Source organism: Diaphorobacter limosus, assembly GCF_033100095.1.
GTDB lineage: Bacteria > Pseudomonadota > Gammaproteobacteria > Burkholderiales > Burkholderiaceae_C > Alicycliphilus > Alicycliphilus limosus.
On record NZ_CP136921.1, the window covers coordinates 2135386 to 2149640 of the forward strand.

16 protein-coding genes and 1 pseudogene are annotated in these 14255 nt (G+C 66.0%); 10 read left to right on the forward strand and 7 right to left on the reverse strand.

Annotation, left to right across the window (positions count from 1 at the left end):
- Positions 1 to 2: 2 nt before the first annotated feature.
- The 5 genes from P4826_RS10320 to P4826_RS10340 all read left to right on the forward strand — a co-directional run bounded on the left by P4826_RS10320 (position 3) and on the right by P4826_RS10340 (position 3278).
- Entirely contained in the window at positions 3 to 395 is a 393-nt protein-coding gene (locus tag P4826_RS10320; protein ID WP_317700329.1) for a dihydroneopterin aldolase, read from the forward strand.
- A gap of 5 nt (positions 396 to 400) precedes the next feature.
- Entirely contained in the window at positions 401 to 1348 is a 948-nt protein-coding gene (gene ttcA / locus P4826_RS10325; protein WP_317700330.1) for a tRNA 2-thiocytidine(32) synthetase TtcA, read from the forward strand.
- 33 nt (positions 1349 to 1381) lie between these two features.
- Positions 1382 to 2053 (forward strand): DUF4136 domain-containing protein, encoded by a 672-nt coding sequence (locus tag P4826_RS10330; protein ID WP_317700331.1) that lies wholly within the window; start codon positions 1382 to 1384, stop codon positions 2051 to 2053.
- Between the two features lie 99 nt (positions 2054 to 2152).
- Positions 2153 to 2617 carry a YjjA family protein gene (locus tag P4826_RS10335; RefSeq protein ID WP_317700332.1) on the forward strand — a complete coding sequence of 155 codons (465 nt, stop codon included), beginning with the start codon at positions 2153 to 2155 and terminating at the stop codon, positions 2615 to 2617.
- 16 nt (positions 2618 to 2633) lie between these two features.
- Positions 2634 to 3278 (forward strand): histidine phosphatase family protein, encoded by a 645-nt coding sequence (locus P4826_RS10340; protein WP_317700333.1) that lies wholly within the window; start codon positions 2634 to 2636, stop codon positions 3276 to 3278.
- A 35-nt stretch (positions 3279 to 3313) separates the two neighbouring features.
- Here P4826_RS10340 and P4826_RS10345 read toward each other — a convergent pair.
- From P4826_RS10345 to P4826_RS10355, 3 genes and pseudogenes are all read right to left on the reverse strand, one after another.
- Positions 3314 to 4261 (reverse strand): annotated as a pseudogene (locus tag P4826_RS10345) (IS5 family transposase); the annotation flags it as partial.
- Positions 4262 to 4543: 282 nt separating this feature from the next.
- A complete protein-coding gene (locus P4826_RS10350; RefSeq protein WP_317700335.1) occupies positions 4544 to 4720 on the reverse strand; it encodes a hypothetical protein in 177 nt (58 codons plus the stop codon).
- Between the two features lie 133 nt (positions 4721 to 4853).
- Positions 4854 to 4985, reverse strand: coding sequence for a DNA-binding protein (locus P4826_RS10355; RefSeq protein WP_425605161.1), 132 nt, complete (start codon positions 4983 to 4985; stop codon positions 4854 to 4856).
- A gap of 325 nt (positions 4986 to 5310) precedes the next feature.
- On the opposite strand from P4826_RS10355, the gene P4826_RS10360 reads away from it, so the two are divergent.
- Positions 5311 to 6348: a sulfate ABC transporter substrate-binding protein gene (locus P4826_RS10360; protein WP_317700336.1), complete on the forward strand. Its 1038-nt coding sequence runs from the start codon at positions 5311 to 5313 to the stop codon at positions 6346 to 6348.
- Between the two features lie 39 nt (positions 6349 to 6387).
- Here the strand turns inward: P4826_RS10360 and P4826_RS10365 are convergent, their stop codons facing one another.
- Positions 6388 to 6981: a Uma2 family endonuclease gene (locus P4826_RS10365; RefSeq protein ID WP_317700337.1), complete on the reverse strand. Its 594-nt coding sequence runs from the start codon at positions 6979 to 6981 to the stop codon at positions 6388 to 6390.
- A gap of 38 nt (positions 6982 to 7019) precedes the next feature.
- A complete protein-coding gene (gene ruvB, locus P4826_RS10370) occupies positions 7020 to 8078 on the reverse strand; it encodes a Holliday junction branch migration DNA helicase RuvB (RefSeq protein ID WP_317700338.1) in 1059 nt (352 codons plus the stop codon).
- Between the two features lie 182 nt (positions 8079 to 8260).
- Here ruvB and P4826_RS10375 point away from each other — a divergent pair, with 182 nt between their 5' ends.
- The gene (locus tag P4826_RS10375) at positions 8261 to 8812 is read left to right on the forward strand and encodes a hypothetical protein (protein WP_317700339.1); all 552 of its coding nucleotides are present in this window, start codon (positions 8261 to 8263) and stop codon (positions 8810 to 8812) included.
- An 87-nt stretch (positions 8813 to 8899) separates the two neighbouring features.
- Here the strand turns inward: P4826_RS10375 and P4826_RS10380 are convergent, their stop codons facing one another.
- Entirely contained in the window at positions 8900 to 10225 is a 1326-nt protein-coding gene (locus P4826_RS10380; RefSeq protein ID WP_317700340.1) for a trypsin-like serine peptidase, read from the reverse strand.
- A gap of 239 nt (positions 10226 to 10464) precedes the next feature.
- Positions 10465 to 10626, reverse strand: a complete 162-nt coding sequence (locus P4826_RS10385; RefSeq protein WP_317700341.1) for a hypothetical protein — start codon at positions 10624 to 10626, stop codon at positions 10465 to 10467.
- 116 nt (positions 10627 to 10742) lie between these two features.
- Between P4826_RS10385 and P4826_RS10390 the strand changes: the two genes are divergently transcribed.
- The 3 genes from P4826_RS10390 (at position 10743) to P4826_RS10400 (ending at position 14240) form a co-directional block, all read left to right on the forward strand.
- Positions 10743 to 11360: a DUF2760 domain-containing protein gene (locus tag P4826_RS10390; RefSeq protein WP_317700342.1), complete on the forward strand. Its 618-nt coding sequence runs from the start codon at positions 10743 to 10745 to the stop codon at positions 11358 to 11360.
- Positions 11357 to 13240, forward strand: a complete 1884-nt coding sequence (locus tag P4826_RS10395) for an Hsp70 family protein (RefSeq protein WP_317700343.1) — start codon at positions 11357 to 11359, stop codon at positions 13238 to 13240. Before P4826_RS10390 ends, P4826_RS10395 begins: the two co-directional genes overlap by 4 nt.
- A gap of 115 nt (positions 13241 to 13355) precedes the next feature.
- The gene (locus P4826_RS10400; protein WP_317700344.1) at positions 13356 to 14240 is read left to right on the forward strand and encodes an amino acid ABC transporter substrate-binding protein; all 885 of its coding nucleotides are present in this window, start codon (positions 13356 to 13358) and stop codon (positions 14238 to 14240) included.
- Positions 14241 to 14255: the final 15 nt, after the last annotated feature.

A 14255-nucleotide genomic window follows, 5' to 3' on the forward strand; every position in this document is an offset into this window, starting at 1 on the left:
CCGTGACCGAACTTCCCTATCATTCGCGCCCTGGCGAGGGGCGGCAGGCCCTCACGCTGACCGGCCTGCGCTTTGACGCCAACCTGGGCATCCTGGCCCACGAGAAGGCCGCTCCGCAGCCGATACAGGTGGATGCCGAGCTGCATCTGGGCCCCCAGCCGCTGGCACCGCGCGACGACGACATACGCCATGTGCTGGACTACCGCAAGGTGCGCCAGATCATCATCGACGAATGCACGGCCGAGCATGTGAACCTGCTGGAGAGCCTGATCGGCAAGCTGGCGCAGCGCCTGATGCAGCTGCCCGGCGTGCTGGGCGTGCGCGTCAAAATCGCCAAACTCGAAATCTTTGATGACTGCGAAGTTGCCATTCGCGTCGAAACCGGACAGTGGTAAGCCCCATGAACACCATCACCGAAAACACCCCCCTGCAGGCCGCCGACTGGATTGGCGAAGAGCCCGCCACCGACAACCGCAAGATCGAGCGCGAGCAGATCAAGCTGGAGAAGCGCCTGTGCCGCGAGGTCGGCCGCGCGGTGCTTGACTACAACATGATCGAGGCGGGCGACCGCATCATGGTCTGCATGTCCGGCGGCAAGGACAGCTACACGCTGCTGGACATTCTGCGCAAGCTGCAAAAACGCGCCCCGGTCAAGTTTGGCATCGTGGCCGTGAACCTGGACCAGAAGCAGCCCGGGTTCCCCGAGCATGTGCTGCCCGAGTACTTCAAGAGCATTGGCGTCGAGTACCACATCGAGAACCAGGACACCTACAGCGTCGTCAAGCGTGTGGTGCCCGAGGGCAAGACCACCTGCAGCATGTGCAGCCGCCTGCGCCGCGCCATCCTGTACTCGGTGGCCGACCGGCTGGGCTGCACAAAAATCGCCCTGGGCCACCACCGCGACGACATCGTCGCCACGCTGCTGTTGAACCTGTTCTACGGCGGTCGCATGAAGGGCATGCCGCCCAAGCTGGTGAGCGACGACGGCAAGCATGTGGTGATCCGCCCGCTGTGCTATGTGCCCGAGAAAGACACGACGCGCTGGGCGCAGTACCAGCAATTCCCCATCATCCCCTGCAACCTGTGCGGCAGCCAGGAGGGCCTGCAGCGCGTGGTGGTGGGCGAGATGATGCGCGAGTGGGACAAAAAACACCCCGGCCGCATCGAAAGCATGCTGCGCGCCATGGGCCATGTGGTCACCACCCACCTGATGGACCCGAAGCTGCACGACTTCAAGAACGCCCGCGCCACCGGCATTGCCGACCCCAACGGCGACACGGCCTTTGACGAGGAAGAGCTACCCATGCCGCTGCAGGTGGTGCGCAGGCGCGCGGACGCGGTGGCATAGTGCTGGCATAGCCATCCGCCACGGAGGTTCGCCATGCCCTGGTCACGCCCTGTTGCCGCACTGCTGCTGTTTGCCGCGGCCCTGCTGGCCGGTTGCGCCGGCCCGCGCCTGGTGCAAAGCGACGTCAGCAGCTACTCCACCCTGACCGCCCTGCCCAGCCCGCCCACCTACCGCTTCGAGCGCCTGCCCTCGCAGCAGATGCACGCGACAGCCTTCGCCGCGATCGAAACGCAGGCCGAAGCCGCCCTGGCCCGCGTCGGCCTGCGCCGCGACGATACCCAGCCGCGCCTGATCGCCCTGCTGGGCGTGGAGGGCGGCTACGCCATGCCGCGCAACTGGCCCTACTACGGCCCGGATCCGTTCTACGGCCGCTGGGGCTGGAGCCTGGGCTACGGCGGGCGCTGGGGTTGGGGCATGAACTGGATGATGGATGCCCCGCCCACCCTGTACCACCGCAAGGTCAGCCTGGTGCTGCGCGACGCGGCGACGCAGCAGGTGGTGTATGAAACCTCGGCCACCTATGAGGACGTGTGGACGCGCGACCCCGCCATCTACGGCGTGCTGTTCGACCAGGCACTCAGCGGCTTTCCGCAGCCGCCGCAGGGCCAGCGCAGCGTGCGCACCGAGGTCATGCCCGACACGGGCCGCCCCGCGCCGCCGCCCGCAAACCCGGCTCCGGCTGCAGCACCGGCGAGCGCACGGTAGTTTGCAAACTGGGACATTCGCGCCCGCGGTGGCGTGATAACGTGGTGTGTCGCACTCGCACCGGGCGAGTCGCCCGCTACCCTGTTGGAAGGAATCACCATGAAGAACACCCTCTGCGGCCTGCTGCTGGCCGGCCTGTGCGGCCTGACCGTCAACACCCATGCGGCCGGCCTGGGCGACGCCCTGCGCGGCCAGATCGGGGGCGCGGGCGGCTCTGGCGCCACGGCCCTGGGCGGCGCGCTCGGCGGCGGCGCCGACCTGTCGGCCCTGTCGGCCCTGGGGCTGACCAGTTCGGGCACGGCCAGCAACGCTGCCGGCGTGATCACCTACTGCATGAAGAACAACTACCTGAACGCCGACAAGGCCGCACAGGTCAAGAACCAGCTGCTGGGCAAGATGGGCCTGGGCCAGAAGGAAGAACCCAAGGACGAGGGCTACCTGAGCGGCCTGTCGGGCATGGTCACGGGCTCGGGCGGCAAGAGCTTCAGCCTCGACAAGGTCAAGGGCGACCTGAAAGAAAAGGCCTGCGACTACGTGCTCGACAACGCCAAGTCGCTGCTCTGAACACCCGAGAGCCACCATGCAGACCACCCGCATCATCGCCATACGCCACGGTGAGACCGCCTGGAACGTGGACACGCGCATCCAGGGCCATCTGGACATTCCGCTGAACGACACCGGCCTGTGGCAGGCGCGCCAGGTCGGCCAGGCGCTGGCCGACGAGCCCGTGGCCGCCATCTACAGCAGCGACCTGCAGCGCGCCTACGCCACGGCCCAGGCCGTGGCCCAGGCCACGGGCGCGCCCCTCACGCCCGAACGCGGCCTGCGCGAGCGCGGCTTTGGCGACTTCCAGGGCCGCACCTTCCAGCAGATCGAGCGCGAATCGCCCGAACAGGCGCTGCGCTGGCGCAAGCGCGACCCACATTTCGTGCCCGATGGCGGCGGCGAGTCCCTCGTCACGCTGCGCGAGCGCATCGCCTGCACCGTCGATGAGATCGCCGCGCGACACTGTGGCCAGCAGGTCGTGCTGGTGGCCCATGGCGGCGTGATGGACGTGCTGTACCGCCTGGCCACGCGCCTGGACCTGCAGGCGCCGCGCACCTGGCAGCTGACCAACGCCGCCATCAACCGCCTGCTGTGGACGGGCGGCAACGGCCTGACGCTGGTGGGCTGGGCGGACACCCAGCACCTGGAACAGCACAGCCGCGATGAGATTCACTCCTGATGCGCTGGTCTAGTCCGCCCTGAACAATTCAGTTTTCAAGCAAAGACCGCCCCCGCAAAGCGCAGCCGGTCGGCTAATAGCCCGATAATTTCCTGAACCGCCACCCCCAATCGGGCGCAAAAAAGCCGCAGCGCGGCCAGGATCAGGCGCAGGTTGTGGCCTGCGCCGCACATCACGGCATGGATGGCATCGCCCAGGGCGCCCTTGAGCGGGTTGCGCGCCAATCGGCCATCCACCTTCATGTGCCCGATAGTGGGCTCCACGGCGCTGCGCCGCTTGATCATCGCCTTGAGGGTCTTGGTGATGCCTCGTTTCTGGCCCGAGCGCAAAATGCGCACCCCTGGCACCTCAACGCCCTGGTAGCCCTTGTCCACGATGACCGTCTTCGGGGGCTTGTCCGCTCCGGTGAGGATGCCCACCTGCTCCAGCGTCTCGGCCAGGGTATGACCGTCATACGGATTGCCCGGCATGCTGCGCATGCCCACCACCGGGCCTTCCTTCAAGGTGGTGGCGATGCTGACCTTGACGCCAAACTCGTAGGGCGTCCTGGCCTTGCCCTTGGCGATGCATTCGACCTCGGGGGCATGCAGCGCGTACAGCTTGTTCTCGTCCTTGCGCTGCTGGGTGAGGATGCGGCCCGTGCGCTGGAGCAACTCCCGTACCTTGATGCGCGCCTGCTCGGGCAGTTGGTGCAGTTGGCGCTCAATGTCGCGGTGCACCCGGCCCACCCGGCTGCGCAAACTGCGCAGGGTTTCGCGCATGCGCTTGTACTGCTTGGCATGGGCGTAGCGCCCTGCTTGTACGGCCAGCCTGGGGGCGCAGCGGTTGTAGTTCTGGCGCAGCTTCAAGCCATGGGCCTTGGCGGCCTTGACCAGATGCTGGCGGCTCTTCTCCAGCAAGCGGCTGTCGGTGGGGTGCGCGATGGCCTTGGGCATGACCGTGGTGTCCACGATCACCTGCTCGCAGCTCGCCCTCTTGATCAGGCGGATGAGGGGATGCTGCATGTTCAGCAGCTCATCCAGGCGTGGACGGAACAACTCGGCGGTTTGCGGCTGGGAAGGTTGAGGGCCCATCGGGATGCGTGGAGAAATTTGCAAGAAAACCAATATCTGCCATTCATCATCTTGCAAATCTGACGCTCAGAAAACAGGAAATTCCCTATGTGAATCAAGAGGTTGGGGATTTTTCAGGGCGGACGGTCTAGACTGCGGGCCTGCCTGTGTCGCTAGTCACGGGCTCGGCCGCCAGCACATAGTCCAGCGCTGTCAGTTGCGGGCGGCGCGGCGGCGCTTGGCGTGGTCGCGGGCGATGACGCTCCGCCCCCAGGCATCCGGGGCGATATCGGCCAGCGCGCCGTAAAAGACTGAATCGTGCGCGCTGGCCGCCTTGTGCGCCTGGTAGCCCGCCACCAGCGGCAGATCGGCCGATACGCCAAAGCGCACCGGGTTGTTCAGCCAGGCCTGGTCATAGAGTGCTCGCGCCGCCCCTGCCGGGCGTACACCAGCGTGCCCAGCGCCAGCCCCGCCTTGCCAGTGCCGACCTAAAACTCCTGCTGCAGCGCCGTGGGGGCCGCCATCACAGGGCTCCCGAGGGGGTGCCCGACTTGCCGCGCACCCGCTTGGGCAGCTGCTCATCCATCAGCGCCAGGCCGATTTCATCCTTGGGCGTGTCCAGCAGATGCTCCAAGGCCTGAAGTTCACCGAACACATGCAGCGCACGGGCGAAAAAATGGATGGGGGTGAGGGTTCGCGGCCCAGTCTGAGGTATGTGCCTAGTCAGGCGTCCTTGGCATTCTTCTCTAGGAAGTCCAGCTTGAGGTTGACGTAGCGTTCGCTGCCGCAAAGTCAGCTCAAAGATTCTAAGCAATTGATTTTGTTTGATTTTTAATCGGACGCCACTGAGATCAAACGCTTTTTAGTACGAATTTGAATTAGCAACTGAATTTTTATTCCTTCCAGTTTTGACGATTGATTTTCAGAATGCGCTTCTTCGGTGCCCGACGCCGATGCAGACAACCCAGAAAGCGCATTCCATGACCCAACGTCGCCACCTTCTCCGCCATTCCCTGGCCCTAGCGGTCGCAGCGGCCCTGCCGCCCCTGCCCGCCCTGGCCCAGGACGCGCAGTTCCTCAACGTCTCCTACGACCCGACGCGCGAGCTGTACGCTGAGTTCAACCAGGCCTTCGCCCGCCACTGGGCCGCCAAGACCGGCCAGAGGCCGCAGTTGCGCCAGTCGCACGGCGGCTCGGGCAAGCAGGCGCGCTCCGTCATCGACGGCCTGGACGCCGACGTGGTCACGCTGGCGCTGGGCGGCGACATCGACGCGCTGGCGCGCCAGGGCCTGCTGGCGGCCGACTGGCAAAAGCGCCTGCCGCACAACTCGGCGCCCTACACCTCGACCATCGTGTTTCTGGTGAAGAAGGGCAACCCCAAGGCCATCAAGGACTGGGACGACCTGGCCAGGCCCGGCGTACAGGTCATCACGCCGAATCCCAAGACCAGCGGTGGCGCGCGCTGGAACTATCTGGCGGCCTGGGAGTTCGCCCGGCGCAACGCCGCGGGCGGCGGCGCTGGCAATGGCGCGGGCGAGGCGCAGGCCCGCGACTTCGTCGCCCGCCTGTACCGCAACGTGCCGGTGCTGGACAGCGGCGCGCGCGGCGCCACCATGACCTTCGTGCAGCGCGGCATGGGCGATGTGCTGCTGGCCTGGGAGAACGAGGCCTTCATGGCGCTCAAGGAATTCGGCCGTGATCGCTTCGAGATCGTGGCGCCCTCCGTTTCCATGCTGGCCGAGCCCGCCGTGGCCGTGGTGGACAGGGTGGTGCAGAAAAAAGGCACGCGCGCGCTGGCCGAGGCCTATCTGCAGCATCTGTACTCCGACGAGGGCCAGGAGATCGCCGCGCGCCACCACTACCGCCCGCGCAGCGACAAGGTACGCGCCCAATACGCGGCCCGGTTCCCCCGGCTCACGCTGGCGACCATAGACCAGGCCTTCGGCGGCTGGTCCCAGGCGCACAAGGATCACTTTGCCGATGGCGCGAGCTTTGACCAGATCTACAACAAGCATTGAGCCTGCAACGGGCCGCGCCACCCTGGTCGCTGGGGCCGATCAAGGCTCCACCGGCGGCAGTCGCGCCACCAGTGCATCCCAGGCGATGGCGACTTCGGGCAGTATGGCCAGCGCCGTGCTGCCCTTGAGTTCGGATATTTCGGGAATGCCGTAACGCCCATCGACCAGCCAGTGCACGGTGAGCGTGCGATCCGTCGGGTGCACCAGCCAGTATTCGCGCACGCCGGCGCGCTCGTAGATGCGGCGCTTGGCGATCTGGTCGCGCGCCGCCGTGCTGGGCGAGAGCACCTCCGCCACCCAGTCGGGCGCGCCGCGCACGCCGCGGCGGTCTATTTTTGCGCTGTCGCACACCAGCAGCACATCGGGCTGGACCACGGTGTCTATGTCGTCGTCGGCCTCGCCGCTGCGGGGCAGGCGCACGTCCACCGGGGCAATCAGCACACGGCAGGGAGCGCCTTCGAGCGCTTGCCGTAGCTGAAAGTAAATATCCCCCGCAATGTCCTGATGCTCAATGGTGGGCGCTGGCGCCATCATCCAGGCCTGCCCGTCGATCAGCTCATAGCGCACATCGTCCGGCCAATGCAGGTACTCGCCATAGGTGTAGCGGGCGGCGGCGTGCTTCGGTGCTCCCATGATCGACTCCGTTGCGAAGGGCGGTGCGGCCCATTGTCTCAAAACAACCCGCCCCCCTGCCCCTGCTGCGGCGCCGCCACGCCCAGGTGGCGGTAGGCGGCCAGCGTGGCGATGCGCCCACGCGGGGTGCGCTGCAGGTAGCCCTGCTGGATCAGGTAGGGCTCGATCACGTCCTCGATGGTGCCCGACTCCTCGCCGATGCTGGCCGCTATGTTGTCCAGCCCCACGGGGCCGCCGTCGAAGCGGTGGATCACGGCCTCCAAGAGCTTTCTGTCCATCACGTCGAAGCCCTGCGGGTCCACGTCCAGCATGGCCAGGGCGCGCCGGGCGATATCGAGGGTGATGCGCCCGTCGCCCTTCACATCAGCGTAGTCGCGCACGCGGCGCAGCAGGCGGTTGGCGATGCGCGGCGTGCCGCGCGAGCGGCGGGCGATTTCCGCGCCACCCGCCTCGTCTATCGGCGCGCCCAGCAGGCCGGCCGAGCGCATGACGATCAGCGTCAGCTCTTCGGGCGTGTAGAACTCCAGCCGCGCGACGATGCCGAAGCGGTCGCGCAGCGGGTTGGTCAGCATGCCGGCGCGCGTGGTGGCGCCTACCAGGGTGAAGGGCTGCAGGTCCAGCTTGATCGAGCGCGCGGCCGGGCCCTCGCCGATCATGATGTCGATCTGGTAGTCCTCCAGCGCGGGGTAGAGGATTTCTTCCACCACCGGGGACAGGCGGTGGATCTCGTCGATGAACAGGACGTCGTTCTTTTCCAGGTTGGTCAGCAGCGCCGCCAGATCCTTGGGTTTTTCCAGCACCGGGCCGCTGGTCTGGCGCAGGTTCACGCCGAGCTCGGCGGCGATGATGTGGCTGAGGGTGGTTTTTCCTAAGCCAGGCGGGCCGAATAGCAGCACATGGTCCAGCGCCTCGGCGCGCTTCCTGGCGGCGCCTATGAAGATTTCCAGCTGCTCGCGCGCCTTGGCCTGGCCCACGTATTCCTGCAGCAGCTTGGGGCGCAGGGCGCGCTCTTGCGCCTCCTCCTGCGGCGAGGCCGGCGCGGCCGAGACCATGCGCTTGCTCAATGTGGGGGCGAAGTCGTCGGTGTGAATGATCACTTTGCAAAGCGGCGTCGGCCGCGTAGGTGAAAGGTGCAACGTTTTAAAGGAAACTTGCAAACGATTTTTGCACGGAACGGGCTTTATCTTGCGTTGCAGTAATTTGATACTATTACTGCACGTAGCATCCCTCAGGACAGAGGCGAGTTGCGTATCTATTTATTGATGCAAGAAGGAATCAAATGAAATACCACCAGTGGATGGGATTGACCGCATCGGCATTCATAGCGTTCTCTGCTCATGCCGATCTTTTAAACATCAGCAGCACATCGTTACAATCTTCGACAGAAGAAGCTATTGCCTGCACGATCATCGCTACGGGAGGCCCTACCTATCAGGGCTACAAAGTACTGCTGGCTTTTGCTGAGGGCCTCACCCCTGACTCCAACCCCACGCTGCGCGTGCGAGCGCTCAACTACAACCTTGTGTACGAAAACGACAATTGGCAAGGCCCAACATACATAAATGGGACGCCTCTGGACACCCCGGGTTCTGACCTTGCCAGCCTCTATACCGCCAGCGTGGGCAGGACTCCTGGTCGATCAAACGATTCCGCCACCTTGGTGCTCATCCCACCGGGTGATGCCATCTGCGCCTTTTCCAAGGAAGTCAGCAGCACCTCCCTGAAAAAAGTGAGCGTCGCCTTCACCGACATCACATTCATGACCGTCGGCATGAAGAACATGACCACACAAGAAATATTCTTGTTGGATAAATGGGTTCCGAGAAATTGATTATGCGCTCATGGCCTGCGCCTGCGGGCCTGTAGCGCCACCCTTGGACAAGTCACAGCCCCCCCCCGGCGGACGTGAGGCAACGCTTCACAAGGTTCGCAAAACGCGCAGGATTTCCTCAAACGGCGTAATCAAAGCAGCAGAGCTTGATTCGCCCGAGCTTTGCACTCCCAACCAGTTTTTGAGTGCCTGGTTGTATGACACATCGAACCGTCCATAGTAATCTGGACTACTGGTGCTGGAGCACGATGCCGCTCCACCAAACAACGTTCCCACCACGTAGCGACCGTCGCTGGTGAACAATGCCGAGCCGCTGCTTCCACCTTGCGTGGTACCTGCGCTCCAGGCTACTCTGTAAAAATTCCCGGTATCGCCAATACACCCGAACTGGCTACCAGTTGTGCTGAAGCAACTGGTCTGCCCAACTACCAGGCCTTTGCTCGTCTTGAGCATGTCACCGGCGGGATGGTGCAAACCCACAACGGGCGCCTGACCGGGTTGCGCCGTTGCAGAGGCGTCCCACCCGGCGAAAAAAGCGCCTGCGGGTGCCGCGTCGTTCAGGCGCATGAAGGAAACATCCGTGCTGCCGCTGGCATAGAGCAGCACGGCGCCGTTATAGAGCGTAGTCGCGCGGCTTGATAGCGCCCGCGCATTACACCCGGACGACTGGTAAAACCAATCGGTCTGCATGGACGAAGCGGCAGCCTGGGACGAAATGCAATGGTTGGCGCTTAGAAAATATGGCGTACCGGAACCCCTCGCATCGTTGAGCAACGTGCCGGTGCACCTGTATGTCTTGCCTCCTACCGTGAACAGCATGCGCGCCACCGCATTACTCTGGGTGGCCAAGCCCGCATCGCACACGGCATCAAGATTGCATGATCCCGATTCGTTGATCTTAGCTTCCACGGTTGGTTCGGCAGAAGGTTCCAATTCGGCGAAAATGTGCGAAACGGAGGGCAGTGCTATGTCCACCGCCTGTGCGGGCACACCCATCGGCAATTCGATTTCGAGTGTGACCTCATCGGATCTCATCTCCGGGGTCCACCATGTGCGCGCGTCCGAGGTACTCCCTTCGGCCTGGGTGTTGCGCAACACATGCCGCAGCACATCCTTGCCCAGAATCTGGTAAACCGTTGCGGGGCGTGCCTGGCTATAAACACGCAGCACAGCCTGTTCAGGCAGCGCGTTCACCTGCACCCCCAGTCGCAGGCCTAAGGCGTTCTCGGCGCTCACACTAAGGGCTGCCACCCGCCCTCCTGTGGCAGTGCCCTCCCACCGCAACAGCCGCTGGGTCTGATCAGGGGTGGCAGCAGCAGACACCGCTCGCGCCTCTCCAACCAACTTGGGACCCGTGCCCGCCTGAACCGCAGCCTCTTTGAGCGACTGCAGCGCGCCCAGGGTGATGCGCACGGGCTCTGGTGATGCCGTTGCCTCCCGCGCTTTCACTGCCGCAGCCACGGGGGCTGCCTCTCCCCCCTGCGCCACCGTGCCCTCCACACGCAACACGGGCGCAGCGGCCAAGTCCGCTGTGGACTGCCCACCCCCGCCGCAACCAACCACCACGCTCCCCAGCAGCGCGGCTGCGGTACGACCGATAACTTTCCAGTATCCGGGCATCTGTTCCCCCACGATTCGAACAAGGCCATGATTCAGACAACGCCAAATGCCGGCTTGATGCCCTCACTCACCACTACATCCCGTGACAAGGCCTTGAGCAACGACAGTCCTGCGATGCAAGAACAAAACCAGGAAACGGCGCGCGCATTGTCCCCCATCGAACCGTTGCTCGCGTACTGCGCGAGGCCTTGCATGACGCCGACCTGGCGGCCTTTCGGTAACATCGGCCCTTTCACGGGCGCGCGCCCGTGACTCTTTTTTCAGCACCCGCGGCCCCCGGCCCGCCGCCTGCCCTCGCAGCGAGAACCGCATGAGCACCCCCATACACCCCTCCTTCCTCAACCGCATGGCCATCGCCATCGGCAGCTTTTTCGCCATCCTGGCCAACGCCCGCCTGGCCGGCGACGTCCACCGCCTGCGCACGGGCGACCCCCTGGCCGCCGACGTGCCGCCCAAGGAGGTGCGCGTGGAGGTGCCGGTAGAGAAAATCATCGAGACCCGCGTCGAGGTGCCGGTTGAGAAGATCGTCGAGAAGCGTGTGGAGGTGGCCACCAACACCGCCGCCCTGCAACTGCTGGGCCTGCTGCAGCGCGAGGCGCGCTTTGTCGATTTCATCCAGGAAGACGTGGCACCCTACAGCGACGCCGAGATTGGCGCGGCAGCGCGCGTGGTGCATGGCGGCTGCCGCAAGCTGCTGGCCGAGCATTTCACTTTGGCGCCCGTGCGAGCCGAGGCCGAGGGCAGCCGCATCACGCTGCAGGCCGGTTTTGACGCCACGGCCGTGCGCCTGACGGGCAACGTGGTGGGCCAGGCGCCATTCACCGGCACCTTGAGCCACCGCGGCTGGCGCGTGGCCGAGGTGCGCCTGCCGCAGCTGACCGATGCCAGGGCCGCCGCCATCATCGCCCAGGCGGAGGTGGAGCTGTGACTATAAAAACAATAGCTAATGGCGCACCATCCACGGGCGCTGCAGCCGTATTTTCCATTGGAATCGACCTGGGCACCACGCACTGCGCCCTGTCCTATGTGGACATGCAGGCCAGCGACGGCGAGACGGTCGTGCAGCGGGTGCTGGACATTCCCCAGCTCACGGCCCCGGCCAGCGTGGAAGGCCGCCCGCTGCTGCCCTCCTTTTTGTACCTGCCGCACGAGAGCGAGCTCAGCCCCGCCGACCTGGCCCTGCCCTGGGGCGCCAGTCAGGATGCCGTAGCCGGCGAGTTCGCGCGCCAGCGCGGCGCGGCCACGCCGATACGCCTGGTGGCCAGCGCCAAGAGCTGGCTCTGCCACCCCGGCGTGGATAGGCGCGCGCCGCTGCTGCCGGCCGACGCGCCGCCCGAGGTAGAGCGCATATCCCCCCTGGCCGCCAGCACCCGCTACCTGCAGCACCTGCGCCAGGCCTGGGACGCGGCCCACCCCGGGGCGCCGTTCGACCAGCAGGACATCACCGTCACCATCCCCGCATCCTTCGACCCGGCCGCGCGCGAGCTGACGGCCGAGGCCTGCCGCGCCGCCGGCTACCAGCAGCTGACCCTGCTGGAGGAACCCCAGGCCGCGCTCTATAGCTGGATTCAGGCCAGCGGCGGCGGCTGGCGCAAGCAGGTGGCGCATGGCGACGTGATCCTGGTGGTGGACGTGGGCGGCGGCACCACCGACCTGTCGCTGATCGCCGTGCTGGAGCAGGGCGGCAACCTGCAGTTGCAGCGCGTGGCCGTGGGCGAGCACATCTTGCTCGGCGGCGACAACATGGATCTGGCCCTGGCCTACGGCGTGGCGCGCAAACTGGCGGCCGAGGGCCGGCAGCTGGACGCCTGGCAGACCCGCGCCCTGGCGCACGGCTGCCGCGCCGCCAAGGAACAGCTGCTGGCCGATGACGCCCTGCAGGCCGTGCCCGTGGTCGTGCCCAGCCGCGGCAGCAAACTGATCGGCGGCAGCATCCGCACCGAGGTCACGCGTGCCGAGGTGCTGGCACTGCTGGTGGAGGGCTTCTTCCCCCCGGTCGCGGTCAGCGACAAGCCGCAGACCCGCGCCCGCGCCGCGCTCACGCAGCTGGGCCTGCCCTATGCGCAGGACGCGGCGGTGACGCGCCACCTGGCGGCCTTTCTGTCGCGCCAGGCCGGCGCCGTGGAGCAGGTCGAGGGCCTGCAGGGCCAGCCGGGCGCGAGCTTTCTGCACCCCACGGCCATTCTGTTCAACGGCGGCGTGCTGAAGGCGCGACAGATCGAGCAGCGCATCCTGGAGGTCGTGAACGGCTGGCTCAGCGCCGAGGGCGCGCCGCCCGCGCGCCTGCTGGAGGGCGCCAACCTGGACCTGGCCGTGGCGCGTGGCGCCGCCTACTACGGCCATGTGCGGCGCGGCCGCGGCGTGCGCATACGCGGCGGCACGGCGCAGAGTTATTACGTCGGCGTGGAGAGCAACATGCCCGCCATCCCCGGCATGGAGCCGCCCATCAGCGCCCTGTGCCTGGCGCCCTTTGGCATGGAGGAGGGCACGGAGGTGGCGCTGGACGCCCAGGAATTCGGCCTGGTGGTGGGCCAGCCGGTGCGCCTGCGCTTCTTTGGCTCCAGCATGCGCCGCCAGGACGCCGTGGGCAGCGTGCTCGACTTCTGGGGCCCCGAGGAGCTGGTGGAGCTGCAGCAGATCGAAGCCCAGCTGCCCGCCGAAGGCCGCACGCCGGGCGAGGTGGTGGCCGTGCAACTGCTCGCGCGCGTGACCGACATCGGCACGCTGGAGCTGCTGGCCGTGCCGGTGGGGGGCAGCGAGCGCTGGAAGGTGGAGTTCGACGTACGGGCACAGGCCGAGGAAGCCTGAACGTACGGTTACATTTGATACTGCCGCACGCTACTCAAACCCGGCGCCCGCGGCATATCCCCACCCGGGAAGCAGCAATTTTCCCAACCTGAACCACCGTTCAAGCAGGTACCACATGCATTCCTTCTTCAAGCACTGGCTGGCCGCGGGCGCCATCGCCGCCCTGGCCCTGCCCACCTGGGCCGCCGACGCCACGCTGGCCAAGATCCAGTCCAGCGGCCAGCTCACCATTGGCTATCGCCTGGACGCCGCCCCGCTGTCCTACGCCGGCGAGGGCGGCAAGCCCGTGGGCTATGCGGTCGAGCTGTGCCAGCAGCTGGCCGCGCGCATCCAAAGCCAGCTCAAGCTGCCGGCGCTGCAGCTGCACTATGTGCCGGTGACGATCGCCGAGCGCTTTGACCGCATCGCCGACGGCAAGATCCAGCTGGAATGCGCCGACTCCACCAACACCAAGGCGCGGCGCGAGCGCGTGGCCTTTGGCCTGACCTACTACTACGCCGGCGCGCGCATGCTGGTGCGCGCCAACGACACGCGCCAGCAACTGGCGCAAATGGGCCAGGCGCGCGTGGCGGTGATCAACGGCAGCACCGGCCAGCAGGTCAGCGAGCGCCAGCCGGGGCTGACCCTGGTCACCGTGGCCAGCACCGAGGAAGGCGCCAAGGCCGTGGCCCAGGGGCGCGCCGACGCCTTTGTATCGGACGACATCTCCCTCATCGACCAGGCCCGCCTGCTCAAGGGCACGGTGAAGGTGGTGGGCGCGCGCCTGTCGGTGGAGCCGCTGGCGCCGCTGGTGTCCAAGTACGCGCCGGACTTTCAAAACCTGGTCAACCAGGCCATGAAGGACTTGTACCGCGACGGCACGGCGCGCCAGATCTACAAGAAATGGTTTGAGCAGCCGCTGCCCGGGCGCGGCTACTCGCTGGATCTGCCGCCCGACATGCTGCTCAACGACACCTTCCGCCGCCCCGACGGTTTTGTCACCGACTGGACGGTGCTGTAGGCGCTGAACGCAGGC

Bases quoted from the DNA above. Each gene is read 5' to 3' on its own strand.
- P4826_RS10365 (WP_317700337.1), bottom strand. From the start codon at position 6,981: ATGGGAGCACCGAAGCACGCCGCCGCCCGCTACACCTATGGCGAGTAC.
- P4826_RS10400 (WP_317700344.1), top strand. From the start codon at position 13,356: ATGCATTCCTTCTTCAAGCACTGGCTGGCCGCGGGCGCCATCGCCGCC.
- P4826_RS10360 (WP_317700336.1), top strand. From the start codon at position 5,311: ATGACCCAACGTCGCCACCTTCTCCGCCATTCCCTGGCCCTAGCGGTC.
- P4826_RS10335 (WP_317700332.1), top strand. From the start codon at position 2,153: ATGAAGAACACCCTCTGCGGCCTGCTGCTGGCCGGCCTGTGCGGCCTG.
- ttcA (WP_317700330.1), top strand. From the start codon at position 401: ATGAACACCATCACCGAAAACACCCCCCTGCAGGCCGCCGACTGGATT.
- P4826_RS10375 (WP_317700339.1), top strand. From the start codon at position 8,261: ATGAAATACCACCAGTGGATGGGATTGACCGCATCGGCATTCATAGCG.
- P4826_RS10340 (WP_317700333.1), top strand. From the start codon at position 2,634: ATGCAGACCACCCGCATCATCGCCATACGCCACGGTGAGACCGCCTGG.
- P4826_RS10385 (WP_317700341.1), bottom strand. From the start codon at position 10,626: ATGCAAGGCCTCGCGCAGTACGCGAGCAACGGTTCGATGGGGGACAAT.
- P4826_RS10390 (WP_317700342.1), top strand. From the start codon at position 10,743: ATGAGCACCCCCATACACCCCTCCTTCCTCAACCGCATGGCCATCGCC.
- P4826_RS10330 (WP_317700331.1), top strand. From the start codon at position 1,382: ATGCCCTGGTCACGCCCTGTTGCCGCACTGCTGCTGTTTGCCGCGGCC.